We start from the raw sequence: 25,976 nt of genomic DNA, 5'->3' as shown, positions 1-25,976 counted from the left end.
CCGGCTGACATCGACTAATGCCTGACACCGCGCCGCCGGCGGTCGTGCTGCTCGATATCGAGGGCACGATCGCACCGATCAGCTTCGTGCATGACGTGCTGTTTCCCTACGCGCGCGTGCGTCTTGCCCGTTTCCTGGCAAGCCACGCGAGTGAGCCCGACATTGTGGCGGCTTTGGCCGAACTTGATCGGATCACGCCAGGCGCGCCGCCACTGGAAACGTTACTGGCGTTGATGGACCGCGATGCGAAACTCGCGCCGCTCAAACATATCCAGGGTCGGATCTGGGCGCAGGGCTTCGCCGATGGCGCGTTGACCAGCGATTTCTACGCCGATGTGCTGCCCACCCTGCAAGCCTGGCATGACGCCGGCACCACCCTTGCGGTCTATTCATCCGGTTCCGAACAGGCCCAGCGCCTGCTGTTCCGCCATAGTCCTGCCGGTGATCGACTCAGCCTGATCAGTGAATTTTTCGACACCAGGATGGGCCCGAAACGGGAGGCTGCCAGCTACGCCGCGATCGCCCGCAGCCTTGCGGCGCCCGCCGGGAGCATTTTGTTTCTGTCCGATGTGGACGCTGAACTCACCGCGGCGGCAGCGGCCGGGTTTGCGGTCTGCCAGCTGGTCCGTCCGGCAGATGGGACCCTCGCCGGTACGACGCACCCTCATGCCGCGAATTTGACCAGCGTCGCCCGGCAATTCGGCCTATCCCAGCCGCAATAACGGAGGCTGCTCGATGTCAACGCTGACCCAACGCCGGTGGACGGCAACGCTGCCCGCACGACTCAAGACGGACCCATGGCGCGCCTTCGGCCTCGGGCTGCTCGCGGCCCTGGCATTGCCGCCTTTTTATCTGGTGCCACTGCTATGGTTGGTAGTCCCCGGCTTGCTGCGCAGCCTCGCCCGGGCAGGCGGCTGGCGCCGCGCGATCTGGATCGGCTGGTGCTTCGGCTTTGGCTTCAACCTGTTCGGTCTGTTCTGGGTCACCGAACCCATGCTGATCATGGCACAGCAATTCTGGTGGGCGGTGCCAATCGCGGCACCCGGTTTGGCCGCGGCCACGGCCTGCTATTTCATGCTCCCCGCCGTCGCGGTGTACTGGGTTCGGCCGTTCCGCAACCAGGCTGCCGCCGTGGCGATGGTTCTGATGTTCGCGGGCGTCATGGTGATGGCCAATCTGGCCCAACAATTTCTGTTCACGGGGTTTCCCTGGAATTTCTGGGGTGCGGACTGGGCGATTCCCGGCGAGATCGGCGTGATTATGATGCAGCCGGCCGCCTGGGGCGGTATTTACCTCCTCACTTTGCTCACCTGTATTGCCGCGGGTTTGCCGCTGCTCGGCCGGCGCGGCTGGGTCGCGAGCGCAATACTCATGGTATGCTGGATCAGCTTCGGCCTCATCCGTACCGGCGCCGGCCCGGCGCCGGACCGTACGCTGACAGTTGCGATGATCCAGCCGCGCTTCCCGGTGCCGGGCAGTTTCACGCGGCCCGCGCTCGAGGCGCGCTGGCGGCGCGACCTTCACATGACGCAGCAGGCCATGCAGCAGGCGGGTACCGGCCCGAAAGTCATCGTCTGGCCGGAGACCGCGAGCCCCGCGCTATTGCAGACCGATGCATCGGCGCGCGCCGCGATCGCCGCCATTACCGGGGCGACGCCTGTGCTTGCCGGGTCGTTTCGTTACGGTCGGACCGGTAAGGTCTATAATTCGCTTATCGCCGTCGATGGTCCAGGTCCGGCGGTCGCCTGGTATGACAAGTGGAAACTGGTACCCTTCGGCGAATACACGCCGGCGGTCATTCCATTCAAAATAACGCCGGGCGGCGGTTTTGCGGCTGGCCCGGGCCCGCGCACGCTGCATGTGCCCGGGATACCGGCGGTTGGCCCGCTGATTTGCTACGAGTCGATCTTTTCCGGCCAGATCGTCGACGCGGCTGATCGCCCAGGCTGGCTGCTTAATATCAGCGACAACGCCTGGTTTGGCGACAGCACCGGCCCGCGCCAGAACTTCGCGACAACGCGGTTGCGCGCGGTCGAGGAAGGGCTGCCCCTCGTGGTTGATACCAACTCGGGAATTTCCGCCGTGATCGGGCCGCATGGCCGCATTCTGGCCCGGCTGGGCCTTGATCGCCGGGGTGTCCTGGTTCATCGACTTCCGGTTGCATTGGCGCCAACACCCTATGCCAAATTCGGGCTAACGATGGCTGGGATCATTGCATTTTATTCAGTGGCTCTAGCGTTTGTTATGCTTATATTCTCTATAACGCCTTAGGTTAATGTGACAGAAAAAAAATGTCTTAAAATTTGATCGAGCTTGCAGAATTTTGAAGGAACTGCTATTGCAGATTGTCAGGTCCGTCCTGTAATGGCGATCTGTGGTAGAATTAGCCTCATGATGTATTTTTTTCTTAAAATATAGACAAGGTAATATGTTTTGACGATACTAAGGCAGAGTGAAGGCTAAAAATTTGGGATAGCTCGCTGGTTCCGGCTTTTCAGGCCGCAGCGTAAGAATGACGTAAGCGGCACCATGACGGTGTTATGATCAAAGATTACAATCGATTTGGCAGCGGTGCCCTTGGCGGCCCGACGCTCGGAGAGCCAGAAGTGACCAGGTTGGCAAATGAGATGAGTGACCGTAGCGAGCGGGATGGGCGTCCAAGTCCGATCGATGTCCATGTCGGTTCACGCATCCGGCTACGGCGTACGCTCCTGGGGATGTCGCAGGAGAAGTTGGGTGATGCTCTCGGGCTGACCTTCCAGCAGGTTCAGAAATACGAGCGCGGCGTCAATCGTGTAGGTGCATCACGCTTGTTCGACATCTCCCGCGTGCTCGATGTGCCGATCAGTTTCTTTTTTGATGATATGCCCGAGGGGATGGATGCGACGCCGATGTCCGGCCCACGTGGTCGCAGCCACGGCTTCGCTGAGACACAGGAGCCGTTTGGTGTCGGCCTCGACGATCATATGACCAAGCGTGAAACGCTCGAACTGGTCCGCGCGTATTACCGCATTGCCGAACCCACGGTCCGGAAACGGATGTTCGATCTGATCAAGTCGCTTGCCCCGTCCGACACGTTTCCGTCCGAATAAGGCGAGGGCGCCGGCACGTCATGCCGTTGGCAGACGTTTTAGCGTCGCATGATTGCGACAATTCGCAGCCGGCGTTTAAAATCTTGCGGTGGGGTCCGAAATGGCGCGTGGACCGGGGTCATTCGGCGCATCGATATTAAAGCCTGAACATTAAAGCGGTTCCGTGCTTGTGAAGGCGTGACACACTTCGCTACAAGCATAGGCATGAGGGAACAACCCAAAGCGGCACCGATCATCGCACCCAGCCTGCTTGCCGCCGATTTCGGTCGCCTGAACGACGAAGTCGCGGCCATCGGGCGGGCAGGGGCCGATTGGCTTCATCTTGATGTCATGGACGGGCATTTCGTTCCGAACATCAGTTTCGGTCCCCTGGTCATCAAGGCGCTCCGCCCGCATACCAAGCTCGTGTTTGACCTGCATCTGATGATCGCCCCGGTCGACGCCTATCTTGCCGAGTTTGCCGCGGCCGGCGCCGATCACATCACAATTCACGCCGAGGCCGGGCCCCATCTGCATCGCTCGCTGCAGGCGATTCGCGCGCTGGGCAAGAAAGCCGGTGTTGCGCTCAACCCCGCCACCCCGGTCGATGCGGTGGCCAACGTGCTCGACCTGATCGACATTATTAATGTCATGACCGTCAATCCGGGTTTCGGCGGTCAGAAATTCCTCGCCAGCCAGTTGCCGAAAATTGCGGCTCTGCGCGCGATGATCCGCCAGACTGGCCGCGCCATCCACATCGAAACGGATGGCGGCATAGACCCGGTCACGGCCTTGCAGGCGGTTGAGGCCGGTGCCGATGTGCTGATCGCCGGTAGCGCCATTTTCGGCAAGCCCGACTATGCCACCGCCATCGCGGCGCTCAAGTCTTCATGACGAGCGCCCGGTCATGAGTGAGGGTGGCCCGATGATGCGCGGCGCCCGGCAATGGATGGCCAAACTCGCCACGCTGCGTGGCGGCGGTGTGCCGGACGCGCCGGCCTTGCCCGTGCGCGATCCCTGGCCCGGCGAGCCTGGCCGCGGGGCGCGGATCATCAAGGGTGAACTCGAGTATCGCGGCGCGCTGCGCCCGTTGCGCCCGGGCGGTTTTACGGCAAGCGATGCTTCACCTTTGATGCTCGCGCATATTCACGGCTTTAGTTGGCTGCGCGATCTGCGCGCCCTCGGCACCGATGCTGCCCGCTCGCGCGCCCGCGCGCTGATCACGGATTGGATCGGCTGCGATCAACTCCCCGCCCTTGTAACCGCGCCGCCGGTCAGCGGTGCCCGTCTCACGGCCTGGCTCGGCCATTACGATTTCTTCGCGGCCTCCGCCGATGACGATTTCCGCCAGATGCTGATGGGCCGCCTGGTGCACGATGCACGGCACCTGGCCGCTGCCCTGCCGGTAGAAGCACGCGACGGGCGCGCGTTTACCGCCATCAAGGGGCTGATCGCCGCCTCGGTCGCCTTGCCCGAACATGCGGCCTTTCTGCCGCGCGCCCTGAAATTTCTGGTGCCGGAAATTACTCGCCAGATCCTGCCGGATGGCTCACACGCCGAACGCAGCCCCGCCGCCCACCTTGCTGCGTTGCAGGACCTCACCGAGATTCGCGCCTTGCTGCAATCCGCCCGCGCGGAGGCTCCGCCGCAGCTGCCGGGCACGATCGAGCGGATGGCTGTGGCGCTGCGCGCACTCCGCCATGCTGATGGCGGCCTCGCACTGTTCAATGGCACCGCGGAAGACTGGCCCAATTTGATCGACCTTGTGCTGAGCCAGGCCGGCCGCACCGGGCGCAGCAATGTATCGCTCGCCCAGTCGGGTTTTCATCGCCTCAGTGCGGGCAAGACGACCATCATCATCGATGCCGGCGCGCCGCCCGGCCAGGGGATGGACCGGTTCGCCCACGCCGGAACGCTGGCGTTCGAATTCTCGGTGGGACGCGAACGGCTGATCGTAAATTGCGGAGCGGCGCCTGCTTCCGCCACCGATTGGTGCGATGCGCTACGTGCCACCGCGGCTCACTCCACGCTGATCATCGCCGATGTCTCCTCTTCCGAAATCAGACCTGAGGGCCTCGGGCGCAGACCGAGTAGTGTCGAGCTCACGCGCCACGAGGCAAACGGGGCCCATTGGCTAGAGGCGAGTCACGATGGTTGGAAAAAACCGTTCGACGCCATTCATCGCCGCCGGCTTTATCTGTCCGAAAGCGGCGAAGATCTGCGCGGCGAAGACAGTGTCGAAGCCGGCCAGCCGCAGCCCTTCACGCTGCGGTTTCACCTTCACCCCAACGTCACCGCGAGCATTCAGCAGGATAACGAAGCCGCGCTGCTCCGCCTGCCATCGGGTCAGGGATGGCGGCTGCGCGCGGGTGGTGCTGCCCTTACCGTGGAGGAATCCATCTATTTCGGCGGCACCGAGCCGCGCCGTGCCGAACAGATCGTTCTCACCAGTACCCAGGATGGCCTGCAACAGGTTAAATGGGCTCTGACCAAAATGGGCTGATCGCATGGCACGCATTCTTTTGACCGGGGGCGCCGGCTTCATTGGCTCGCATACGGCGGTCGTACTGCTCGAGCGCGGCTACGATGTCGTGTTGCTCGACGATTTCTCGAACGCCGCGCGCGATGTGCCGTCCCGCCTGCACCGGATCACCGGTGTTTCGGTGCCCCTGATCGAGGCGGATATTCGCGACGAAGCGGCAATGGCCGCCGCCCTGGCCGCATTCCCGATCGATGCGGTCATTCATTTCGCGGCGAAAAAAGCGGTTGGCGAGAGCGAGGCCGATCCTCTTCTCTATTACGATGCCAACATCGTCGGCACCGTGCGCCTGCTGGCCGCGATGCACCGGGCCGGCATCGGGCGCATTGTGTTCTCATCCTCCGCCACTGTCTACGGCGAGCCGGATGTCTGCCCAATCACCGAAGGTGCGGTCCTGCGCGTCACGAATGTCTATGGCCGCACCAAGTTGGTGATGGAAGGCATGATCACCGATCTGGTGCGGACCGGCACGTTGCAGGCGGCGGCGGTGCTTCGTTATTTCAACCCGGTCGGCGCGCATCCTTCCGGCGTGATCGGCGAAGATCCCAGCGGCGTGCCGGCCAATCTGATGCCCTATCTCTGCCAGACCGCCGAAGGCCGGCGGCCGCATTTGAATGTATTCGGCAACGACTACCCGACGCATGATGGCTCGGGCGTGCGTGACTTCATCCATATCATGGACCTCGCCGAGGCCCATGAAGCCGCACTGCGCCGCGTGCTCGCCCATGACGGCGATTTCACCGTCAACCTCGGCACCGGCACCGGTTACTCGGTATTCGACATGATCAGCGCATTCGAGGCGGCGACCGGTATCAAGGTTCCGTACAAAATCGCCCCGCGCCGCCCCGGCGACGTCGGTGCCTGCTACGCCGACCCTGCGCGGGCTGAGGCTCTGCTCGGCTGGCGCGCGACCCGTGGCATCGAAGACATGTGCCGAGACGCTTGGCGCTGGCAGAGCAAAATCGCCCTGACCAACCAGTCCGCGTGAGCGCCATGCGTCCGCGCGCCCCCATTACCGTGACCTTGCTATGCGCTCCCGCCACCTCGTCTATCTGATCGGCGAGGACTGGTTTTTCGCTTCGCATTTCTATGCCCGCGCCCGCGCCGCCCGCGCGGCCGGGTGGCACGTCTCGGTCATTACCCGCACCGGCGCCGCAGCTTCTGGCTTGCGCGCCGAGGGCTTCGATATCCACGGCGTCGATTTCAAGCGCGCCCGGCTCGACCCGATCGCGGAATTTGGCCTGGCCCGGCGCATCGCCGCACTCTACCGAGAACTCCGCCCCGATCTGGTCCACCATGTCGCCCTCAAACCCATTCTGCTCGGCAGCATCGCCGCCCGCATCGCGGGCGTTCCGGCCATCATCAACGCCCCGGTCGGGCAGGGATTCGTGTTCGCCTCGCGCAGCGCCAAGGCACGCCTGCTGCGGCCGTTCGTCAGCACGGCCCTGCGGGCGACCATCGGTGCGCGCGGTGCCATTGCGGTGTTCGAAAACGAGGAAGATCGCCGCGCGATGATCTCAGCCGGTGCCATCCGCGCCGATCATACCGCTCTGATCCGTGGCGCCGGCGTCGATCTCGTGCGGTTCAGGCCCCACGTGCCGAACGCCGCGCCCATCCGCATCGTGCTGGGTGCCCGTATGCTGCGCGACAAAGGCATCCGCGAATTCATCGAGGCCGCGGCGATTCTGCACGGGCAGGGGGCGGAATTCATTCTTGCCGGCATGCCGGACCCCGGCAATCCCGCCTCGCTGGCCGAAGCCGATCTGCGCGCCGCTCGCCATGTGACCTGGATTGGCCGTTGCGATGACATGGCGGCCCTGTTCGCGACCTGCCACATCGCCTGTCTGCCTTCGTACCGCGAAGGCTTGCCGAAATTCCTGCTGGAAGCCATGGCGTGCGGCCTGCCGTGCGTTGCGACCGATGTAACCGGCTGCCGCGACGCGGTGGCCGCGGACCGGACCGGCCTGCTGGTGCCACCGCGCGATGCACCGGCCCTCGCCGCCGCCCTCGCGCGTCTGATCGCCGATCCGTCGCTGCGTGCAACGCTGGGTCAGGCCGGGCGCGCACGGGCGGCGCAGCTTTATGCCGAGCCGGTTATTTGCGCCGAGACGCTCACGGTCTATGAACGCGCTATCACACAAGGAGCAGGGCGATGAAATTTTCTGTCGGACGCCTGATCGCCGTAGCGGCGCTGATCGGCCTCGCGGCACGGCCGATGGCAGCCACCATCGGCATTGCGCACGCCGAAACACGGATCGGCGCGGTTTCGACCAATTTCCGGCTCCTGGGGGCCGACGACAAGGTCGTCGTCGAACGGCTGGAAGATCCGAAACTCCCCAACGTCGCCTGTTACGCCAGCTTCGCCAAAACCGGCGGCGTCAAGGGCAGCCTCGGCGTCGCGACCGACCCGTCGCGATTCGCACTCTCCTGCATCGCCACCGGCCCGGTCACGCTACCGACCGGGCTGCCGGCAAAAAAACAGATCGCGGCGATCTCTGCCTCGTTCCTCGTCAAGCACTTCAACCTCTATCGCCTGGTCGACCCCGATCACAAGGCGGTGGTCTATATGCTGATCAGCACGAAAATCATCCACGGCTCGCCGGCTAATGCGGTATCCGCCGTGCCGGTCAGCGGAGGCTGATAAAAGATCAAGGCAAGCCAACACCTTTTAAAAAAAACAAAAAACTTCTGTCCTTTCGTTCTGTGCCGTTGAAACCGTTTCCGCCGATTTGAAGGCTCTGTATGCACGATAAAATCACGATCCAGCGGGCGCTGATCTCGGTGTCCGACAAGACCGGTCTGCTCGATCTCGGCCGCGCCCTGGCCGGCTGCGGCGTCGAAATCCTGTCCACCGGCGGCTCGGCGAAAACCTTGCGCGACGCTGGCATTCCCGTCATCGAAGTCGCCGACTACACCGGCGTGCCCGAAATGCTCGATGGTAGGGTCAAAACCCTCGTGCCGAAACTGCACGGCGGCCTGCTCGGACGGCGCGACCTGCCGGCCCATGTCGCCCAGATGGCCGAGCACGGCATCCCGCCGATCGATCTGCTGGTCGTCAACCTCTACCCGTTCGAGCAGACCGTCGCCAAAGGGGCCGCGTTCGACGAATGCGTCGAAAATATCGATATCGGCGGCCCGGCGCTGATCCGCGCGGCGGCAAAAAACCACGATTCCGTCACCGTCATCACCGATCCGGCCCAATACCCCGATCTGACCGCCGCCCTCGCCGCCGGGGGCACCACCCTGACCCAGCGCCGCCATTACGCCGCCGCCGCCTACACCCGCACCGCCACCTACGACGCAGCGATCGCCACCTGGTTCACCGCCCGCAACGGCGATGCCGACCCCGATCTGCGCGTGACGGAAACCGTGCCGCCGCAGACCGGCGAGATTTTTCCTGCGCGCCTTGCGATCGCCGGGCTCAAGCACCAGGCGCTGCGCTACGGCGAAAACCCCCATCAGGTCGCCGCCTTCTACAAGACCGGCGACCGTCCTGGCGTGGCGACCGCGCGGCAGTTGCAGGGCAAGGAATTGTCCTACAACAATATTAACGATACCGATGCTGCCTATGAATGTGTCGCCGAGTTCGAGCGTCCGGCCGTCGTCATCGTCAAGCACGCGAACCCTTGTGGTGTGGCGACAGGTGCCGACCTCGCGCAAGCCTGGGATCGTGCCCTCGCCTGCGATCCGGTCAGCGCCTTTGGCGGCATCATCGCCGTCAACCGCCGTCTCGATGCCGTATCAGCTGAAAAAATGGCTAGTATTTTCTCCGAAGTGATCATCGCACCCGACGCTGAACCCGAAGCGATCGCCCTGCTTGCCCGTAAGAAAAACCTCCGCCTCCTGATCGCCGGGGCCGTGCCGGACCCCAGTTCCGATGGGCTGACATTTCGTAGCGTCGCAGGCGGTTATTTGGTGCAGACCCGTGATGCCGGCCGCATCGCGCGCGATGACCTGAAAATCGTGACCCAGCGCGCGCCGAGCAATGCGGAGTTCGACGATCTTCTGTTCGCGTTCCGCGTGGCGAAGCACGTCAAATCAAACGCGATCATCTATGCGCGCGCCGGTGCCACCACAGGGATCGGTGCCGGTCAGATGAGCCGAGTGGATTCCTCACGTATCGCCGTCCTGAAAGGGGGGGAGAGCATTGCCGGCTCGGTTGTCGCCTCCGATGCGTTTTTCCCCTTTGCCGATGGCCTGATCGCAGCGATCGAAGCGGGGGCGACCGCCGTCATTCAGCCCGGTGGGTCGATCCGCGATGCGGAGGTGATCGCCGCGGCCGATGCAGCCGGCATCGCGATGGTCTTCACCGGTATGCGGCATTTCCGCCATTGAGCCCGCACCCCCCCGGCAAGATTTTCGGCGAGGCAACGGGTCCCCAGCGCCTCGGCCTGCCTGATCCGGCCCGCATGAGCGAAGCCCAGCGCGCCGCCCATGATGCCATCGCCGCCGGCCCGCGCGGCAAGGTCGAGGGCCCGCTTGCGGTCTGGCTGCACAGCGCCGAGCTCGCCAACCGCGCCCAAGCGCTTGGCGAATACTGCCGCTTCGGCTCCTCCCTGCCGCCGCGCCTGTCCGAACTCGCCATCCTGGTCATGGGTGCCTTCTGGCAAGCCGGGTTCGAATGGCACGTCCATGCCCCGATCGCCGAGGCGGCCGGGATTGCACCTGCGATCATCGCGGCCGTCAAGGCGGGCGATCAACCGATCTTCACCGAACCTGACGCCCAGGCGGTCCACGATTTTGCGCGCGAACTGCTCCACACTCGCGCGATATCCGACGAGACCTATGCAATAGCCCGCCACGCAATCGGCGACCGTGGCGTGGTCGACCTGGTCGGTGTGCTCGGCTACTACGGGCTGATTTCAATGACAATAAAAGCGTTTAGAGTTGGTATTCCGGAATAAGTTATAATAATTAGACAAAATTTTATTATTTAAGTAACGATGTAGAAATTTCTGTCAGTATTTCTTACATCTATCCAGATATGAAACGATTAAGAGTTTGAAAAATAAACATTAATTATTTGGCACGAAGTTTGCTTAGGAATGTCAGGCTTAACCTTCTATAGGACATTCCGATGAAAAGACTTTTGCTCGCTTCCGTATTCAGTGTCGCTTCCATCGCCGGTTTTGCATCGGCCGCCCTGGCTGGTCCAATCGCACCGTTGCTGACCCTGGGTTATTCGATCAACGGCGGATCAATTACCACTCTGGCGTCAGGTTATGGTATCGTAACGACGGGATCAATTAGCAACGCCGTTGTGCAGGCCACCGTTACCGGTCAAACCAACTTCGGCCAGTTCGTCAATTTTGATCTTAATATCGATGGGGGTGGGTCCATCACGGCGCCGGTAACGGTCTACCTGACGGAGAGTGGTCTTACGGGCGCAGAAATTCAATCAATTTCCGGTCAATTGACAAATAATACAAACAACACGCCTGCCGCAGCGTCGCTCGAATATACGCTTTACGGCTCTTCGACCAACGCGATTTACAGCGGTACGGTGCTCGGCAGCAAAACCATCTCCGGTCTCAACGTCGCCAACGTTTATGATGGCGCATACAATACCGGGACTGATCTTTACTCCATCACGCAGGCCATCACCATCACGCCGAACGTCTCTGGCGACACGTCTGTGAGTCTTGACGGGTCTGTGAACGTCCCCGAACCTGGTTCCCTTGCGCTGCTTGGCACCGGTCTGCTCGGCCTGGGCCTCGCCTTGCGCCGCCGTAACCGTAATCGCGCCTGATCAGCCGCGCCAACGCGCGATCCTGGCGCGTGTCGCCAGGATCGCCGCGGCCATGCTCCAGCGCGGGGCCGCGGTGATCCAGTGCATCGTCACACTGCGATCGGCGAGGCTGGTCTTGTACCGGTCATCCCCCGCCAGAAAATCATAACCGTCCAGCCCACGCGCCTGATAATGCCGCATCGCCGCGACGTGGCATACCAGCCCGGGCTTTTCGTGGGGTTGCGCGGGATTGTACGCAAACCCGCTCTGATAGGCGCTGACACGGCCGCGCCAGACGAAATTATACAGATACCCGATGACGCGCGCCCCTGCCGCCACCCGCAACACATCCACCACGCCGCACGCAACACCGCGTGCCACCAGCGCCGTGTGAAACCGCTCAAATCCGCGCGCCGCGAACGCCCCTGCTTTGCCGCGCGCCTCCCACGTCTGCCGGTGCCAATCCGCCAACGCCGCCAGCCAAGCATCGGCCTGCCCTACCGTTGCAGCCCGCGCCACAATGATCGGACCGCTGACCTCATACCGCCGCCACGCCCGATTGATCTGCTGGCGGGTATTGGCCGAAACAAGATCGAGGCAGTCGGCGCCGGTCGCGCGCAACCGCGCAAGGTCACGCCAGGGTGCCACGCGCTGCATCCCGCCATCCGTGACGCCGGCGCGCTGCGCCGCCGCCGCATCATCGGGGCCCACACCTGACAGGCGCAACATCGAGCCTAACCCGGCGTGCGGCCGCAACGCAGCTTCGAACCACGCCGCCCGCGCCGCCGGCCGGTCCCGCACCACCAGGGGCCCGTTATGTTCGATGAAAACGTTGTCTTCATCCGCGACTCCTGTTTCGGCGAGACAATACTGGCTCAGCCCGAATCGCCGTTGGCCATGCCCGAGCAGCCCGATCGCAACGATCCGTCCCTCCGCCTCGATCGTCAGTACCAGCGCGCGGCGAAACCGCTCATCGAACCGGCAGCCCAGCCATAACCACGATTGGAACACCGAACCATCGGCCTCGGCCTCGACCCGCCGCCACAGATCCCCCAATTGCTGCCCGTCCCCAGCTGGGCGAAGCGTCGCCACCATCCCGCCGCCGGTTGTCCATCGCTTGTTCGACCCGGCCATCCATGTCATCGTGTCATCGTATTGGAATTGCCGAAAGCCGCAATGTTCCCGGATATCCTGCCTAACCCCCGCCCCGTGAGCATGCGCAAGCCCATCAGGGTCGCCACCGTGCTGATCGATACGGAGGAAGATTTTGATTGGGCGGACCCCACCGAAGGCACGGACTACGCCACCGCCTACCTGACCCGCATCGCGGATCTGCAGCCGATCTTCACGGCGCACGGCGTGGTGCCGACCTATCTGGTCACCTACCCCATCCTCGAAAATCCCGATCTCGTGCGCCTGTTCGCCCGCTACCGCGATCGCGGTGAAGCGGCGCTGGGCATCCAGCTCCACCCTTGGGTGACGCCGCCGTTCGAAGGGTATGGCACTCCCGCGCAATCCTTCGGCGGCAATCTCGCGCCGGAGGTCGAAGCCCGCAAGCTCGCCGCACTGGGCACGCGCTTCACCGCCTGTTTTGGTGCCGCGCCGCTGGTGTTCCGCGCCGGCCGCTACGGCCTCAGCCGTCAGACCGCTACCCTGATCGAGCAGGCTGGCATCCTGATCGATACCAGCATCGCGCCGCGAACCTCGATGCTCGATGAAGCCGGCCCCGACTACAGCCGGATCGATTTTTCCCCGTTCTGGTTCGGTGCCCGGCGGCCGATCCTCGAGCTGCCGCTCGGCCGCGCCATCGTCGGCTGGGGCGGCAGTGTCGGCAGCCGGCTCTACCGAGCCTTGATCCGTTCGAACGGCGCCTGGGCACCGCTCGCCGGCTTGCTCGCGCGGATCGGCTGCGCTGAACGTATCACCCTCTCACCGGAGGGCAATGACCCGCGGGCCATGATCCGCCTGGTCAGGGGCCTGCTCAACCGCGACCAGAGTATTCTGCCGCTCAGTTTCCATAGCTCCTCGGTGGCTCCCGGCCGCAATCCTTATGTCCGTTCGCGCGCCGATCTGCACCGTTTCTACGACGACCTCTCGTCGATCCTCTGCATCCTGTCCGATGATTTCGCCTGCCGCTTCGCCGCCACCACCGATATCCTCGCCTTACTCGATCAACCCCTCGACCCGGGTTGCCGGTAATGAGCGCGCCCGACGGCATCATTCTGATCGCGAATAACTTTCCACCCGTGCAAGGTGGCTCGGCGGTCGTCTACGGCGCGCTCGCCCGCGAAGCGGCGCCAGTGGTCAGCGTGCTGGCACCGCGCGTCAGCTATACCGATGGCCTGCCTTTGATCGGCTGGCGTGAACACGACCGTGCTGCTGCGCAACCCCGATCCGGTGCGCCCGGCTACCGCGTTCAACGGCTCGGCCTGCTGCGCACCCCGATCGGCGGTCCGCAGCGCGGCGGTGTGGGGCGGCTGCGCTTCATCGTCCGAGATTTGATGATCCGGTTGCGTATTCTTGGGGCGCTTCGCGCCATGCTCAGTTCCGGGCGAATCCGGGCGGTCTGCATCGGCGAACTTGTGCCTTCGGGTTGGCTGTTCGCCGTGCTGCGCCGCTGGCCCGGCGTGCGGCGCATTGTCTATATCCATGGCGAGGAAATTACCACGCGCGACGATTACGACCCCGATTGGTCCCGCCGCCGCCGCAGCCTTGCGGCCGCCGATGCCATCATCGTGGTCAGCCGCTTCACCGCCGAAGCGGTCCGCACCCTGCTCGCCGGTACGCCGGCGCCGCCAATCGTCCTGATCGAAAACGGCGTCGATTTCCGCCGCTTCTCATCGAGCGCGCGGCGCCCTGACCTGGTCGCGCACTACGGTCTGGAGGATAAATTCGTCTATGTCTCGGTGTGCCGCCTGCTCGAAAAAAAGGGCATCGACCATGCGATCCGCGCCTTCGCCTTGGTCTGGGCCGATCACCGGGAATGCCGGTTTCTGGTTGTTGGCGCCGGCCCCTATGCCGATAATCTGCGTGCCATCGCCGCCGAATCCGGTGTGGCCGATGCGGTCATCTTCGCCGGCGCTGTCGCGGATGTCGATCTGGCGGACCATTATGCGCTGGGCGATGTGTTCGTAATGCCCAACCGCGCGCTGCCCTCGGGCGATACCGAAGGCTTCGGCCTGGTGTTCCTGGAAGCCAATGCCGCGGGCCTGCCGGTGATCGCCGGACGCGATGGCGGCAGCGTCGATGCTGTGACGGATGGGGTCAACGGCCTCGTCGTCGACGGCCACGCCATCCCGACGATCGAAGACGCGATGCGCCGGCTACACGATGATCCCGCCCTGCGCGCCCGTATCGCCGCCCAGGGACTTGCCTGCGCCCAAGCCGCGGACTGGCAGGTCAAGGCGCGTGACTTCGTCGCTGCCTGCCTCGACCGCGCGCCCGGCCCTCGTTCCGGGTGACCCAGCATGACGGCGGATGACAGCACGGCCGGTCCGGCGCGCTTCCTCGCCTGGTCCGCGCTCGATGCAGGGACGATCGCCCGCTTCGTTCACCCCACGGTCGACCTGTTCGCAAGCCACCTCTGGTTTGATCTGCTGGCCCGCGCCGCCGCGCCGCCCGGCCTCGCGCCCGGATGCGTCGCCATCGCCGATGCGGTAATTCCGGTCTGGTGCCGGCGGGGGAGGGTGGTTGGCGGCCTGTCGAGCCCCTATTCGCTCGTCTTCACTCCGCCGCTCGGCACCGCACCGGCTACTGTCGGCGGCGCTTTTGCCCGCATCGCCCGCCGCCACGGTACACTCCGGCTCGATGCCCTCGATGCCGCACAACCGGGGCTCGCCCCATTCCTCGATGCGGTTGCAGCCAGCGGCATCATCGTCCAGCGCTTCAGCCATTTCGGTAATTGGCATGCCCCGGTCGAAACCGCCGAGTTCGACGCCTGGCTCGCCACCCGCCCGGGCCGCTTGCGCAGCACCATCACTCGCAAACTCAAACGCGCGCGGGGTGTCACATCGTTCAGTTTCATCGACTCCGATGCGGGCCTTGCTGCCGGCATCAGCGCCTTCGAACAGGTCTACGCCATGTCCTGGAAACAAGCTGAACCCTTCGCTGCGTTCAACGCCGCCTGCATGCGCAGCCTTGCCGACGCCGGTCTGTTGCGTCTTGGCATTCTCGCGACACCATCGGGCCCGATCGCCGCGCAATACTGGGCGGTGTCCGGCGGCAGCGCCATGCTGTTGAAACTCGCGCATGACGAAGCCCATACCGCCTTATCCCCTGGAACCGTCCTGACCGCGCAAATGCTCGCCGCCATTCTGGCCCGGGACCGCCCCGCCAGGCTCGATTTCGGTCGTGGCGATGATCCCTATAAACGCCTCTGGGTCGATCAGCGGCACGAACGAATCGGCGCCCTGCTGATCAATCCGCGCCGACCGGCGGGCGTGCTCGCACTGGTGCGCGGTCAGGTTGGTGCGTTAAGACGTCGGCTCAGAAAACGGAAGGACAAGACTTAAGCAAGCGCTTCTTTTTTAAAAAAGAAGCAAAAAACTTTTGGTCCTATAGGGCTGTGCCGGTGCCAACGCCCGTGTCCCGGATTAAGAAAATTTTTTTGCTGCTTTCTTCCAAAAAGGCAGTACTTCCCTACCCCTTCTGCCGAACCAGGACCCATTCTGCATGCGTATTCTCTACAGCCACCGGATCCAGTCGCGCGATGGCCAATCGGTCCATGTCGAAGACCTCGTCGCGGCTTTCCGTGCCGCGGGCCATGAGGTTCTGGTGGTCGGCCCCTCATTTTACGAGTCGACCGGTTTCGGCGCCGAAACCACCTGGGTCGCCAGGCTGCGCGCCGCCCTGCCTGGCGCAATCGGGGAACTGGCCGAACTGGCTTACAACATCCCCGCCTGGTGGCGGCTGCGCGGAGCGGCGGCCGCCTTCAACCCTGATCTCATCTACGAACGTTATAATTTGTTCTACCTCGCCGGCATGTGGCTCGCGCGTGAGCGCAAAATCCCGTTTCTGGTCGAAGTCAATTCACCGCTCGCCGAAGAACGCATCGCCCATGGGGGGCTGAAACTGCACGGTTTGGCCCGTTGGACGGAGCGTGCGGTGTGGCGCGCCGCGACCCGTGTGTTCGCCGTCACTAAGGTGCTCGGCGCGCGTATCACCGCAGTCGGCGTCGATCCCTCCAACCTCGTCATCACGCCCAACGGCATCAACCTCGACCGTTTCCCGCCCCGCCCCCCAACCACGGGTCGCCGCGCGGTGCTCGGCTTCATTGGTTTCGTCCGACCCTGGCACGGTATCGAACCGGTGATCACCGCGCTGGCCGAAAGTCCCGACAAATTCGATTTCGTCATTGCCGGCGAAGGTCCCGCCCGGCCGATCCTCGAATCCATGGTTGCATCGGCGGGCCTCGCCGCTCACGTCAGCTTCGCCGGTCTGGTCGCGCGCGAGGCGGTGCCCGCCTTCCTTGCCGGTATCGATATCGCGCTGCAACCCCGTGCGGTCGACTATGCCTCGCCGCTCAAACTGTTCGAATATATGGCGGCCGGCTGCGCCATCGTGGCGCCGGATCAACCCAATCTCCGTGAGATCCTGGTGGACGGCGAGACCGCTCTGTTGTTCGAGCCGGAAAACTGGGCCGCGCTCTGGGCCTGTATCGCTCGTCTTGCAGCCGATCCCGCACTGCGGACCCGCCTCGGGCAGGCCGCACGCGCCGAGGTGATCGGCCGTGACTACACCTGGGCCGGTAACGCGCGCCGGGTTATCGCATCGCTGCCGTCATGAGCCGTAAGCAACGCATCCTGCATATCTTTCCGAGTTTCGCCGCCGGTGGCGCACAGATGCGCATGGCGGCACTTGCCAATCATTTCGGTGCACGCTTCACTCACACGATCATCGCGCTCGATAACGACACGGGTTGCAGCGACCGGCTGGAGCCGGCTCTTGACGTCGTATTTCCCGCCGTACCGTCTGTGAGTCAGCCGCTGCCACAGCGCCTCCGTACGATCGCCGCCGCCATCCGCGCTCACCAGCCTGATCTGCTGGTGACCAGCAACTGGGGCGCGATCGAATGGGCGATCGCCAACCAGCTTGGTCCCCGCATCCGCCATATCCACACCGAAGATGGCTTCGGCCGTGACGAGCGTGACCGTCAGTTGCGCCGCCGGGTTTGGACGCGCCGGCTGTTTCTCCGCGCGAGCACCACAATCGTTCCCTCGCAGACTTTGTTGAACACGGCGGCGACCGTATGGCGGCTGCCTGCCCGGACCCTTCATTACATCCCCAACGGCATCGATCTCGCCAAATTTGTCCCCGCCGGGCGACCGGTCGGCGGCCCTGCCGTGATCGGTTGTGTCGCCGCCCTGCGGCCGGAGAAAAATCTGGCTCGCTTGCTGCAAGCCGCCGCAATCGCGCGGCGCCACCACGCATTCGATCTGGTGCTGGTGGGGGATGGGCCGGATCGCGCAGCGCTGGAAACCATGGCGCGCGAGCTGAGCCTGCCGGTGCGCTTCCTGGGCGCGCTAGCCGATCCCGCACCGGTTTATCGCGATTTTTCGATGTTCGCCTTGAGCTCGGACACCGAGCAGATGCCTCTTTCGGTGATGGAGGCGATGGCGTCCGGACTGCCCATCGCCGCGACGCGCGTGGGCGATATCGCGCGCATGGTCGCACCGGATAACCTCGATTTTCTGACACCGCGCGATCCGCAGGCGCTGGCCGCGGCCATGGTCGCCCTGCTGGCGGACCCGGCACGGCAGGCTGTGATCGGTTTTGCGAACCGTGGTCACGCTGAACAGCATTTCGATTTCAGTGTGATGGCCGCGCGATGGGAAGCGCTCATGATACCAAACGATTCCATCGAGCAGCGCGACAGCCTCTAGAAAATTCGCATTCCGATCTCGATGATCGCCCACCAGAACATGAGCGCCAGAGCAATCATCACCGGAATTGCGATGCGCAAACTAAGCCGCTCATGATCGCCCGTTCCAAGTCCAGGCTGGACCTCACCTTCGTACTGATCCCAGGTTCGACGATCGGGCCGTACGAAGACGGTCCGTCGGCGCGAACCAAGCGCCCAGCCGCGCCGGCGGGTCTGTTCGCCAAAGCCACCCGCGCTATGGGGGCGCTTCGTCATGACGTGCGACAAGGAACGATAGATGAGCACTCCGGTGGAACGATAGACAATGCCAATATCCATGAAGTTTTTCCCAAAAAATGACTATTACACCATTTTTAAGTTTCGTCTTGATTGTTTATATTAAAAATATGTTAACACGTAGTTAATTGTTTTGAGGAAAAAGAAGGGCGACTGACCTGAGCCTTCGTTGTTTGCGTATCGGGCAGCCCCGTTTCGTGGTATCTTCCTGCTATTATTAGCGTTTTGACGTCGGACGCCAATTAATCTGGCGGTAGAACGCGACGTATAGGGAGATTTGAGCACATGTGTGGCTTCACCGGATTGTTTGCCCCGCGAACCGCGCGGCCCAACGCGCGCGCTATCGATCCAGCGCTGCTGCATCGCATGACAGCGGCCATCGCTCATCGTGGTCCGGACGACGAGGGATTTTACACCGAACCAGGAATCGGGCTCGGGTTTCGCCGCCTCGCCATCATCGATCTGGCGGCCGGTCATCAGCCGATGGCCAACGAGGACGGAACGGTCATCATTGCCTTCAACGGCGAGATTTATAATTTTCAGTCCCTGCGCGACGAGTTGCTCGGTCTCGGCCATGTCTTCGCGACGCATTGCGATACCGAGGTGATCATCCACGGCTGGGAAAGCTGGGGCCTCGCCGTACTCGACCGGCTGGACGGTTTCTTTGCCTTCGCATTATGGGACCGCCAGCAGGCAACACTACTGCTGGCCCGTGACCGGCTCGGCAAAAAACCACTCTACTATGGCACCGCGCCGGACGGTACATTGGCCTTCGGCTCGGAACTCGCCGCTCTGACGCCGGTTCCCGGCCTGACCGACCGGCTCGATCCCGTTGCGCTCGAAGATTATCTGGCCTTCGGCTACGTCCCGGACCCGGCCTCGATCTATCAGCGCATCCGCAAACTGCCGCCCGCGCATTTCATGCTGATCGAGGCGGGCACCCCGCTGCCGCCGCCCCGCCGCTACTGGACCCTGCCGCAACCCACCACGCCGCCCGCAGGCCTCGCTGATGCCGCGGCCGAGTTGCGTACCAGGCTCGACAAGGCGGTCGCCGCCCGGATGATCGCTGATGTGCCACTCGGCGCGTTTCTGTCGGGCGGGGTCGATTCCAGCGCCATCGTCGCCCTGGCTGCGCGTCATGCCAAATCGCCGCTGCAAAGCTTCACGATCGGATTTCCCGGCGCGACCGATGAACGCGCCACAGCCGCCGCCATGGCGGCGCATTGCGGCGTGGTCCACACATCCGAAGTGGTCGCACCGACCGACGTGATCGACGCCGCCCGCCACCAGGCCGAGGTGTTCGGCGAACCTTTCGGTGATCATTCCTCCGTTCCCAGTCTTGCCGTCGCCAGGCTGGCGCGCACCGGCGTCAAGGTCGCCCTGTCCGGCGACGGGGGCGATGAGGTGTTCGGTGGCTACCGCCGTTATCGCTGGCATGCCATCGCCGATCAGGCCCGCCGCCTGTTGCCCGATCGCGCCCGGCGCGCTTTGCTCGCCCCGATCGCCGCCGCGTATCCCAAGCTCGACCGCGCGCCAGCCTGGCTGCGCGCAAAAACCACGCTCACCGAAATCAGCCTCGATTCCGCCCACGGCTACTACCGGACAATTTGCAAACTGCAGGATGCCGAACGGCGCGGCCTGATGTCGCCCGCATTACGATCCATGCTCGATGGTCACGACCCTGCCGCCGGCATCGTCGCCGCCCTCGATACTGACGCCGATCCCCTGCGCGCCGCCCAGATGGTCGATCTCGCAACCTATCTGCCGGGCGATATTCTGGTGAAAGTCGACCGCACCAGCATGCGCAGCGGCGTCGAAGTCCGTTCGCCGCTGCTCGATCCCGCGCTGCTCGCCTGGGGCATGGGTTTGCCATCGGCGCTCAAGCTGCGCGCCGGCCAGGGCAAATCGGTGCTGCGAACAGCCGTTTCACCGCTGCTGCCGCGCGCTGTGCTCGATCGGCCCAAACAAGGGTTCGTCGCGCCGATCTCCGCCGAATTGCGCCGCGTGGCACCGCGCCTGCGCGGCACCCTGCTCGGTCCCGCGATGCTCGATACGGGCTGGTTCGACGGTACGGCGATCGGCCGCATGATCGACCAGCACGAAGCGGGGCAGCACGATCATGGCTGGAAACTCTGGCACCTGCTGGTGCTGGAAGGGTTTCTGGCCCGCCACACCGGCGCCCCCATGCCGGACGCCACCCCCGTTCTGGTCGCCTGACTACATGACCGATCCGATCGATCTCCCGGCCGACGCCGGGCTGAAAAGCCTCGCCCGTGAAGGCTCCGTCCTCTCGCGCACGGCGCGCGGTGCAGGCTGGATCGTTGGCTGGCGGTTCATCAACCGCATTCTCGGGCTGATGAGCACGTTGATTCTGGTGCGGCTGCTCGCCCCCTCCGCATTCGGGATCGTAGCCCTCTCGATGAATTTGATGTTCAGCCTTGCCCAGTTGTCCGAGGTCGGCATCCAGGGCGCGATCATCCGCAACGAACGCCCAGACCGCGAACTATACGATACCGGCTTCACCATCAACGCGATCCGTGGTTTCGCCACCGGCATCATCATTGCGGCGTTCGCCGTCCCGATTGCCGGGTTTTTTCACAATCCGGATATGGTCGACGTGCTCTATGTCGTAGCGATCGGTAGCTGCGTCAGCGCGCTCGAAAACATCGGCGTGGTCGACTTCGTCCGCTTCATCGCGTTCGACAAGGAATTCCAATACAAATTGGTGCCGCGGATCATATCGGTGATTTCCGGCATCGCGCTCGCCTTCTGGTTGCGCAATTACTGGGCCTTGGTGTTTGCAATCCTGATCAACCAGGTCGCGACGGTGGCGATCAGTTACTGGATCCACCCTTACCGCCCAAGCTTGACCCTGTCCGGCTGGCGGCGGATTTCGGGCTATTCCAGCATGATCTGGTTGATCAATCTGGTCGGTGTCGTGCAGGGTGCGACCAGCAACATTGTGATCGGGCGGGTTTCCGGCACCGCTGATGTCGGCGTCTACGGCGTGGGGACCGAAATTTCCGGCCTGCCGAGTTCGGAACTGATCGGCCCGCTCTGCCGCGCCGCTTTCGCCGGTTTTTCCGAGGCGCGGCAGGGCGGCGACAACGGTGCCGTGATGATGCTGCGTCTGCTGGGGCTGATGGCCCTGATCACCGTACCCGCCGGTTTCGGCCTGTCGCTGATCGCCTACCCGATCATCAAGCTCGGCTTCGGCGCGAAATGGCTCGGCGCGGTGCCGATTCTGGAGATTTTCGGGATTGCCACGACCGTGACGATCTTTGGCTCGATCGCGGGCACCTTGTTCGCGGTGCAAGCCTGGCTCAAGGCCAGCCTGAAACTCGATATCGGGCTCACCATCCTGCGCGTCGGCCTGTTGCTCATATTGGTGCCACGCTACGGGCTGATCGGCGCGGCGGTCTCTGTCTCGACCGTCGATGTGGTCGCCCAGACGGCCTATTTCATGGTGATGACACGACGGCTGCGCGTCGGCGTGATCGCGATTTTCGCACGCATCTGGCGCACGCTGATTGGCGCTGGCGTGATGACGACCGTGCTGCTGGCGGCGCATCTCGGCTGGGGCCCCTGGGCCGGACGCAACCCGATTTTGGCCATGCACATGGTAGGGGCCATCGCACTCGGGGTCGCAAGTTACGGCCTGACCGTTGCAAGCCTCTGGTTGTTCAGCGGCCGGCCCGATGGGGCAGAAGCCGATCTGCTGCTTTCGGTGCGCCGCCTGCTGAAGCGGTGAACGATCGGTCGCCGCGGGCGATGTCAACCGCCCTGGTCAAATCTTCAGGCGCGCGAGCGTACCAGCCGCGCGGCCCGCAGGGCGAGCAGCACGGCTAGCAAGGGCGGCAACGCGATCACCGCCTGCCACCACGCCGTCAACGCGGCCGCCGTTGCGGCCCCCGTCAGATACAATGACATCGCGCCGATCTGACGCCAGGTGATCGGCTTCAGCCCGCCGCTCTGCATTCCAGGGCGAAGTGCGCGGATCACACCCATCATGATCATCGTCAACGTCGTGGTGAACACCACGGTCGGGATTCCTGGCAGATCGATCGCGCGCGCCGCAACGCTCTGAATACCCATCGCACCCGCCGCCAACAGGATCAGCACGAACAACGGTGCATGATATACCGGGTGCGGCAGCACCGCCCACAGCACCGCGACACCGACGAGACAAACCGATTCGATCAGCAACAACCGGTGAACCTGTGTTGCGGATGATGCGATCTTGTCATGCAGCACCGTCGCGCTGCCACTGCCGATCGCGAAGCCCACAAGGGCTGCCAGCGATCGGGCAGCATCGAGCAGATGGCCTCTGCCGAGCGCCAGACCCAGCAGTGCGGTGTTCCCGGTCATCGCCGAGGTGAACACATCGTGCAGCTTGAGGAAGGCGAACACGTCGGCGCTGCCGGCGGCGAACGCCAGCGCACCGATGATCCGGTCCGCTGGCGTCAGAGTTGGTGTGTTTGCATGGTCCATACGGCGGGTCTATTCCACATCCCCCGCCGATTGGACAGCATTGCCGAAGACGGTTTCGTCGTCTTATTCAGCAGCCACCATCGCGCTGCGCCGCGTTGCGGCGCTCACCACGGCGAGCACCACGATATTAGCGATCAACGCGATGATGCCGACGTTCAAATCCTTGATCGCCTGCGGCAGAAACGGCATCAGGCTGCCGACCGAGGCATGGCTGAACGTGAGCCAGGCCGCGACGCCGACGCCGACCACGATCCCCGCCATCGCCCCCTGGCGGGTTGCGCCGGAATTGGGAAACAGGCTGGCCACCAGGGCCGGGAACATCTGTGTCACGAAACTGTAGCCGACCAGCAGGAGCGTCACGATGGTCGAGTTGCCGGTCAGCGTGAAGAAGACGGCAATCGCCATCACCACCGGCACCAGACATTTTGCCAGAAACACGATCTGATCATCGGTCGCGTTCTTGTTGTAGGCACCGTAGAGATTCCGTGCGGTCAGCGTGGCCGCGGTCATCGTGATCATCGAACCGGGGACCAGGGCGGTGAGCACGCCGGCGGCGCCGATGACGCCGACCGCCCATGGTGGCAAGGTCGCGACCACCAGCTTGAACAGCGCGAGATTGCTGGCGGCGCCTTTAAGGGTTGGTAGTTTCAGGACCGCAGCGAAGCCGACGAAATAGACGAATAACAGGATCAGCTGATAAATCGGCAAGACCATCGCGTTCTTGCGGAACACCTTTGCCTCGCGGGCGGTGTAGCAGCTCGCCAGCGAATGCGGCCACATGAAGAAGCCCAATGCGGTCAGCAGCACGGTCGAGACGAACCACCAGACCGACTGGCCCTTGGGCGCGAAGGTGAGGAAGCCGGGCCTGGCCTTGGCGATTTCCGTAAACATCGCACCAACGCCGCCGTACAGATGGATTGGCAGATAAATACCCAGGAACAGCACGACCGACAGGATCATGATGTCCTTCGCGACGGCGGTCCATGCCGAGCCGCGTACTCCCGAGATGATGACATAAACCGTGACCACGGCGGCGCCGATCAGAACGGCCACGGTGTTGGATACGCCGCCATAGCCCGCGGCGACGACGATGATGCCAAGGCCAGTGAGCTGAAGGACCAGGTAGGGGATGAGGGCGACGATGTCGACCAGAGCGACGATGATGCCAAGTGCCGGACTATCGTACTTATGTGCAAAGAAATCCGGCTGGGAAACCAGATGATGCTGCTTGGCGTAAGTCCAGACCTTCGGCAGCATGAAATAGCCGAGCACATAGGCGATCGTGCCGTAGGCGAGGATGTAATAGGCCGGTGCTCCCTGACCGTAGGCGAACCCCGAGGCGCCGAGGAAGGTGAACGTGGTATAGATTTCGCCGGCCAATAGCAGAAACACCAGAACGAATCCGAAGCCGCGATTGCCGACGGTCCATTCCTCGAGTCCCATGGCGTGGCCGCTCCGTGCGCCGATGCCGAGCAACAATGCCAATACAGCCGTGAGGCCGAGCAGAACGAGGGCGATGGTCATCGCGCGTCTCCCCGGTTGGCGGGATCGATCGCGTAGACGATACCCATGACGATCGCGAGCAGTACGATCCAGACCGAGATCCATCCGAGCGGGAACGGCATACCCAGAATCAGCGGGTATACGTGGTTATGCACAACCGGCCCTGCCAACATCAAAACGCACGGAACGACAGCAAGCCATTGAAATGGTTTCATAATTGCCCCCTTGTTATGTGTGCCCAGCGCTTCCTCGCGATACTGTGTGCCGAGACGCGGTTGCTGACAAGCGGTGGAGAGGGACGGGGGCTGGAATTCGCGTTTATCGCCCCTTCAGGCGTGATGGTGTACCCGCCCGCCCCGGTCCCGATCGGGCCGGTGCGATCGGGACGATCAGACGGGACCTCTACCGCCGGCGGACAAGATCGTTGATAAAGCCAAGCTTTTCGATCACCGCGGGCGAGAGGATGAACGGATAGAGGTCACCGTGTCCCATGCTGCGCGCCAGGCTGTTCATGGCGAATGTCAGCGGTAGCCACATCGCCACCATCTCCTCGATGGACGTCGCGCGATACGGGTCGAAATCGGCCGCCAACGGCGCCGTACCGGCGGCTTCACCGGGCGGCTGAACCCGCAGGCCGAAAGCGGTCGCCGTTTCGATCGTATCGACGATGTGCAGATATTGCGCCCAGGTCTCCGCGAAATCCTCCCACGGATGCGCCGTGGCATAGGCGCTGATATAATGGTCCTGCCAGTCCGGTGGCGCGCCTTCGGCGTAGTGGCGCTTCAGCGCTTCGGCATAATCTTGCCGGTCATCGCCGAACAAGGCACGGCATTCGGCGAGTTTGTCGCCGTCGCGCACCAGGATGTCCCAGTAGAAATGACCAATTTCGTGGCGGAAATGGCCCAGCAGGGTCCGGTAGGGTTCACCCATCGCGGCGCGGTTGCGCTCGCGAATTGCGTCTTCCGCCTCCTCGATATTCAGGACGATCACGCCCTCGTCATGGCCGGTCAACGGCTTCGGCTTGCCCGCGACGGGCGCGAGGAAGCGGAACTCCAAACCATGGGCCGGATCTTCGATACGGTCCGGAATCGGTAAGCCGAGTCGACGCAACGTGTAAATCAGCCAATGTTCCGCTGCCTCTATCTTGCGGAACCGCGCCAAATTCGTCGTATCGTCGAGATCCGGCACGATCCGGTTGAACCGGCATGCCTCGCACAGCGCCGCACCGTCACCCAACTCGGCAGGCACCACCCAGTTGCACGCATCATACAAAGCGTTCGCGCAGAACCGGACGCGCCGCTCAGGCGTCGCCAGCGGTTGCCACAGCCCGGACGCGCCCGCCTCATTATCCAGACACACCAATGCGCTCAGCGTATCTGCATCAGGCAGATAGCCGAGCCAATGATGGCAGGATTGGCAGTACCGGTTTTCAAAATAAAGCCGGGCACCGCAAGATTGGCAAAGAAAAAGTCGCATAACGCATGCCCC

24 protein-coding genes are annotated in these 25,976 nt (G+C 63.4%); 18 read left to right on the top strand and 6 right to left on the bottom strand.

Annotated features, from left to right (window positions below):
• Positions 1–17 precede the first annotated feature (17 nt).
• The 11 genes from mtnC to AruPA_RS00555 all read left to right on the top strand — a co-directional run bounded on the left by mtnC (position 18) and on the right by AruPA_RS00555 (position 11,359).
• Positions 18–722 carry an acireductone synthase gene (gene mtnC, locus AruPA_RS00605; protein ID WP_265634165.1) on the top strand — a complete coding sequence of 235 codons (705 nt, stop codon included), beginning with the start codon at positions 18–20 and terminating at the stop codon, positions 720–722.
• Positions 723–735: 13 nt separating this feature from the next.
• The gene (lnt, locus tag AruPA_RS00600; protein ID WP_265634163.1) at positions 736–2,271 is read left to right on the top strand and encodes an apolipoprotein N-acyltransferase; all 1,536 of its coding nucleotides are present in this window, start codon (positions 736–738) and stop codon (positions 2,269–2,271) included.
• A gap of 356 nt (positions 2,272–2,627) precedes the next feature.
• Positions 2,628–3,092, top strand: a complete 465-nt coding sequence (locus tag AruPA_RS00595; RefSeq protein WP_265635105.1) for a helix-turn-helix domain-containing protein — start codon at positions 2,628–2,630, stop codon at positions 3,090–3,092.
• A gap of 204 nt (positions 3,093–3,296) precedes the next feature.
• Positions 3,297–3,965 carry a ribulose-phosphate 3-epimerase gene (gene rpe / locus AruPA_RS00590; RefSeq protein WP_265634161.1) on the top strand — a complete coding sequence of 223 codons (669 nt, stop codon included), beginning with the start codon at positions 3,297–3,299 and terminating at the stop codon, positions 3,963–3,965.
• 13 nt (positions 3,966–3,978) lie between these two features.
• Entirely contained in the window at positions 3,979–5,574 is a 1,596-nt protein-coding gene (locus AruPA_RS00585) for a heparinase II/III family protein (protein WP_408858552.1), read from the top strand.
• A 4-nt stretch (positions 5,575–5,578) separates the two neighbouring features.
• The gene (galE, locus tag AruPA_RS00580) at positions 5,579–6,598 is read left to right on the top strand and encodes a UDP-glucose 4-epimerase GalE (RefSeq protein ID WP_265634159.1); all 1,020 of its coding nucleotides are present in this window, start codon (positions 5,579–5,581) and stop codon (positions 6,596–6,598) included.
• A gap of 40 nt (positions 6,599–6,638) precedes the next feature.
• Positions 6,639–7,766, top strand: coding sequence for a glycosyltransferase family 4 protein (locus tag AruPA_RS00575; RefSeq protein ID WP_265634157.1), 1,128 nt, complete (start codon positions 6,639–6,641; stop codon positions 7,764–7,766).
• Positions 7,763–8,251: a CreA family protein gene (locus tag AruPA_RS00570; RefSeq protein WP_265634155.1), complete on the top strand. Its 489-nt coding sequence runs from the start codon at positions 7,763–7,765 to the stop codon at positions 8,249–8,251. The genes AruPA_RS00575 and AruPA_RS00570 overlap by 4 nt, the downstream gene beginning before the upstream one ends.
• A gap of 101 nt (positions 8,252–8,352) precedes the next feature.
• Entirely contained in the window at positions 8,353–9,945 is a 1,593-nt protein-coding gene (purH, locus tag AruPA_RS00565) for a bifunctional phosphoribosylaminoimidazolecarboxamide formyltransferase/IMP cyclohydrolase (protein WP_265634153.1), read from the top strand.
• On the top strand, positions 9,942–10,514 hold the full coding sequence (locus AruPA_RS00560) for a carboxymuconolactone decarboxylase family protein (RefSeq protein WP_265634151.1): 573 nt from the start codon (positions 9,942–9,944) through the stop codon (positions 10,512–10,514). The genes purH and AruPA_RS00560 overlap by 4 nt, the downstream gene beginning before the upstream one ends.
• Positions 10,515–10,687: 173 nt before the next feature.
• The gene (locus AruPA_RS00555) at positions 10,688–11,359 is read left to right on the top strand and encodes a PEP-CTERM sorting domain-containing protein (protein ID WP_265634148.1); all 672 of its coding nucleotides are present in this window, start codon (positions 10,688–10,690) and stop codon (positions 11,357–11,359) included.
• Here the strand turns inward: AruPA_RS00555 and AruPA_RS00550 are convergent, their stop codons facing one another.
• Positions 11,360–12,481, bottom strand: a complete 1,122-nt coding sequence (locus AruPA_RS00550) for a GNAT family N-acetyltransferase (protein ID WP_265634147.1) — start codon at positions 12,479–12,481, stop codon at positions 11,360–11,362.
• 72 nt (positions 12,482–12,553) lie between these two features.
• On the opposite strand from AruPA_RS00550, the gene AruPA_RS00545 reads away from it, so the two are divergent.
• From AruPA_RS00545 to AruPA_RS00525, 5 genes are all read left to right on the top strand, one after another.
• The gene (locus AruPA_RS00545) at positions 12,554–13,537 is read left to right on the top strand and encodes a hypothetical protein (protein ID WP_265634146.1); all 984 of its coding nucleotides are present in this window, start codon (positions 12,554–12,556) and stop codon (positions 13,535–13,537) included.
• On the top strand, positions 13,537–14,799 hold the full coding sequence (locus AruPA_RS00540) for a glycosyltransferase family 4 protein (protein ID WP_265634144.1): 1,263 nt from the start codon (positions 13,537–13,539) through the stop codon (positions 14,797–14,799). Before AruPA_RS00545 ends, AruPA_RS00540 begins: the two co-directional genes overlap by 1 nt.
• A 6-nt stretch (positions 14,800–14,805) precedes the next feature.
• Positions 14,806–15,849, top strand: a complete 1,044-nt coding sequence (locus tag AruPA_RS00535) for a GNAT family N-acetyltransferase (RefSeq protein WP_265634142.1) — start codon at positions 14,806–14,808, stop codon at positions 15,847–15,849.
• Between the two features lie 160 nt (positions 15,850–16,009).
• Positions 16,010–17,122 (top strand): glycosyltransferase family 4 protein, encoded by a 1,113-nt coding sequence (locus tag AruPA_RS00530; RefSeq protein ID WP_265634141.1) that lies wholly within the window; start codon positions 16,010–16,012, stop codon positions 17,120–17,122.
• Complete coding sequence (locus tag AruPA_RS00525; protein ID WP_265634139.1) at positions 17,119–18,219, top strand: glycosyltransferase family 4 protein; 1,101 nt, start codon at positions 17,119–17,121, stop codon at positions 18,217–18,219. Before AruPA_RS00530 ends, AruPA_RS00525 begins: the two co-directional genes overlap by 4 nt.
• Here the strand turns inward: AruPA_RS00525 and AruPA_RS00520 are convergent.
• Positions 18,216–18,536 carry a hypothetical protein gene (locus AruPA_RS00520; protein ID WP_265634137.1) on the bottom strand — a complete coding sequence of 107 codons (321 nt, stop codon included), beginning with the start codon at positions 18,534–18,536 and terminating at the stop codon, positions 18,216–18,218. The genes AruPA_RS00525 and AruPA_RS00520 overlap by 4 nt on opposite strands.
• 243 nt (positions 18,537–18,779) lie before the next feature.
• Between AruPA_RS00520 and asnB the strand changes: the two genes are divergently transcribed.
• Together asnB and AruPA_RS00510 are read left to right on the top strand one after the other, a co-directional pair.
• Entirely contained in the window at positions 18,780–20,711 is a 1,932-nt protein-coding gene (asnB, locus tag AruPA_RS00515; protein WP_265634135.1) for an asparagine synthase (glutamine-hydrolyzing), read from the top strand.
• A 4-nt stretch (positions 20,712–20,715) separates the two neighbouring features.
• Entirely contained in the window at positions 20,716–22,245 is a 1,530-nt protein-coding gene (locus AruPA_RS00510) for an oligosaccharide flippase family protein (protein WP_265634133.1), read from the top strand.
• Positions 22,246–22,289: 44 nt separating this feature from the next.
• On the opposite strand, the gene AruPA_RS00505 is transcribed toward AruPA_RS00510, so the two are convergent.
• The 4 genes from AruPA_RS00505 to AruPA_RS00490 all read right to left on the bottom strand — a co-directional run bounded on the left by AruPA_RS00505 (position 22,290) and on the right by AruPA_RS00490 (position 25,964).
• On the bottom strand, positions 22,290–22,985 hold the full coding sequence (locus AruPA_RS00505; protein ID WP_265634131.1) for a YoaK family protein: 696 nt from the start codon (positions 22,983–22,985) through the stop codon (positions 22,290–22,292).
• Between the two features lie 63 nt (positions 22,986–23,048).
• Complete coding sequence (locus AruPA_RS00500) at positions 23,049–24,509, bottom strand: sodium:solute symporter (protein WP_265634129.1); 1,461 nt, start codon at positions 24,507–24,509, stop codon at positions 23,049–23,051.
• Positions 24,506–24,703: a DUF3311 domain-containing protein gene (locus AruPA_RS00495; RefSeq protein WP_265634127.1), complete on the bottom strand. Its 198-nt coding sequence runs from the start codon at positions 24,701–24,703 to the stop codon at positions 24,506–24,508. The genes AruPA_RS00500 and AruPA_RS00495 overlap by 4 nt, the downstream gene beginning before the upstream one ends.
• Positions 24,704–24,890: 187 nt before the next feature.
• Complete coding sequence (locus AruPA_RS00490; protein ID WP_265634125.1) at positions 24,891–25,964, bottom strand: putative zinc-binding metallopeptidase; 1,074 nt, start codon at positions 25,962–25,964, stop codon at positions 24,891–24,893.
• Positions 25,965–25,976: the final 12 nt, after the last annotated feature.

It is taken from the genome of Acidiphilium sp. PA (assembly GCF_026191915.1).
Lineage (GTDB): Bacteria > Pseudomonadota > Alphaproteobacteria > Acetobacterales > Acetobacteraceae > Acidiphilium.
This window is presented reverse-complemented; position numbering and strand designations above follow the sequence as displayed.

Excerpts from the sequence above, each read along its gene's own strand:
- AruPA_RS00495 (WP_265634127.1), bottom strand. The coding sequence starts at position 24,703 with ATGAAACCATTTCAATGGCTTGCTGTCGTTCCGTGCGTTTTGATGTTG.
- mtnC (WP_265634165.1), top strand. The coding sequence starts at position 18 with ATGCCTGACACCGCGCCGCCGGCGGTCGTGCTGCTCGATATCGAGGGC.
- AruPA_RS00500 (WP_265634129.1), bottom strand. The coding sequence starts at position 24,509 with ATGACCATCGCCCTCGTTCTGCTCGGCCTCACGGCTGTATTGGCATTG.
- AruPA_RS00540 (WP_265634144.1), top strand. The coding sequence starts at position 13,537 with ATGAGCGCGCCCGACGGCATCATTCTGATCGCGAATAACTTTCCACCC.
- AruPA_RS00575 (WP_265634157.1), top strand. The coding sequence starts at position 6,639 with ATGCGCTCCCGCCACCTCGTCTATCTGATCGGCGAGGACTGGTTTTTC.
- lnt (WP_265634163.1), top strand. The coding sequence starts at position 736 with ATGTCAACGCTGACCCAACGCCGGTGGACGGCAACGCTGCCCGCACGA.
- AruPA_RS00520 (WP_265634137.1), bottom strand. The coding sequence starts at position 18,536 with ATGGATATTGGCATTGTCTATCGTTCCACCGGAGTGCTCATCTATCGT.
- AruPA_RS00510 (WP_265634133.1), top strand. The coding sequence starts at position 20,716 with ATGACCGATCCGATCGATCTCCCGGCCGACGCCGGGCTGAAAAGCCTC.
- AruPA_RS00525 (WP_265634139.1), top strand. The coding sequence starts at position 17,119 with ATGAGCCGTAAGCAACGCATCCTGCATATCTTTCCGAGTTTCGCCGCC.
- AruPA_RS00595 (WP_265635105.1), top strand. The coding sequence starts at position 2,628 with ATGAGTGACCGTAGCGAGCGGGATGGGCGTCCAAGTCCGATCGATGTC.
- AruPA_RS00545 (WP_265634146.1), top strand. The coding sequence starts at position 12,554 with ATGCGCAAGCCCATCAGGGTCGCCACCGTGCTGATCGATACGGAGGAA.
- AruPA_RS00570 (WP_265634155.1), top strand. The coding sequence starts at position 7,763 with ATGAAATTTTCTGTCGGACGCCTGATCGCCGTAGCGGCGCTGATCGGC.
- asnB (WP_265634135.1), top strand. The coding sequence starts at position 18,780 with ATGTGTGGCTTCACCGGATTGTTTGCCCCGCGAACCGCGCGGCCCAAC.
- rpe (WP_265634161.1), top strand. The coding sequence starts at position 3,297 with ATGAGGGAACAACCCAAAGCGGCACCGATCATCGCACCCAGCCTGCTT.
- AruPA_RS00530 (WP_265634141.1), top strand. The coding sequence starts at position 16,010 with ATGCGTATTCTCTACAGCCACCGGATCCAGTCGCGCGATGGCCAATCG.
- AruPA_RS00555 (WP_265634148.1), top strand. The coding sequence starts at position 10,688 with ATGAAAAGACTTTTGCTCGCTTCCGTATTCAGTGTCGCTTCCATCGCC.
- AruPA_RS00505 (WP_265634131.1), bottom strand. The coding sequence starts at position 22,985 with ATGGACCATGCAAACACACCAACTCTGACGCCAGCGGACCGGATCATC.
- AruPA_RS00490 (WP_265634125.1), bottom strand. The coding sequence starts at position 25,964 with ATGCGACTTTTTCTTTGCCAATCTTGCGGTGCCCGGCTTTATTTTGAA.
- purH (WP_265634153.1), top strand. The coding sequence starts at position 8,353 with ATGCACGATAAAATCACGATCCAGCGGGCGCTGATCTCGGTGTCCGAC.
- galE (WP_265634159.1), top strand. The coding sequence starts at position 5,579 with ATGGCACGCATTCTTTTGACCGGGGGCGCCGGCTTCATTGGCTCGCAT.
- AruPA_RS00550 (WP_265634147.1), bottom strand. The coding sequence starts at position 12,481 with ATGACATGGATGGCCGGGTCGAACAAGCGATGGACAACCGGCGGCGGG.
- AruPA_RS00535 (WP_265634142.1), top strand. The coding sequence starts at position 14,806 with ATGACGGCGGATGACAGCACGGCCGGTCCGGCGCGCTTCCTCGCCTGG.
- AruPA_RS00585 (WP_408858552.1), top strand. The coding sequence starts at position 3,979 with ATGAGTGAGGGTGGCCCGATGATGCGCGGCGCCCGGCAATGGATGGCC.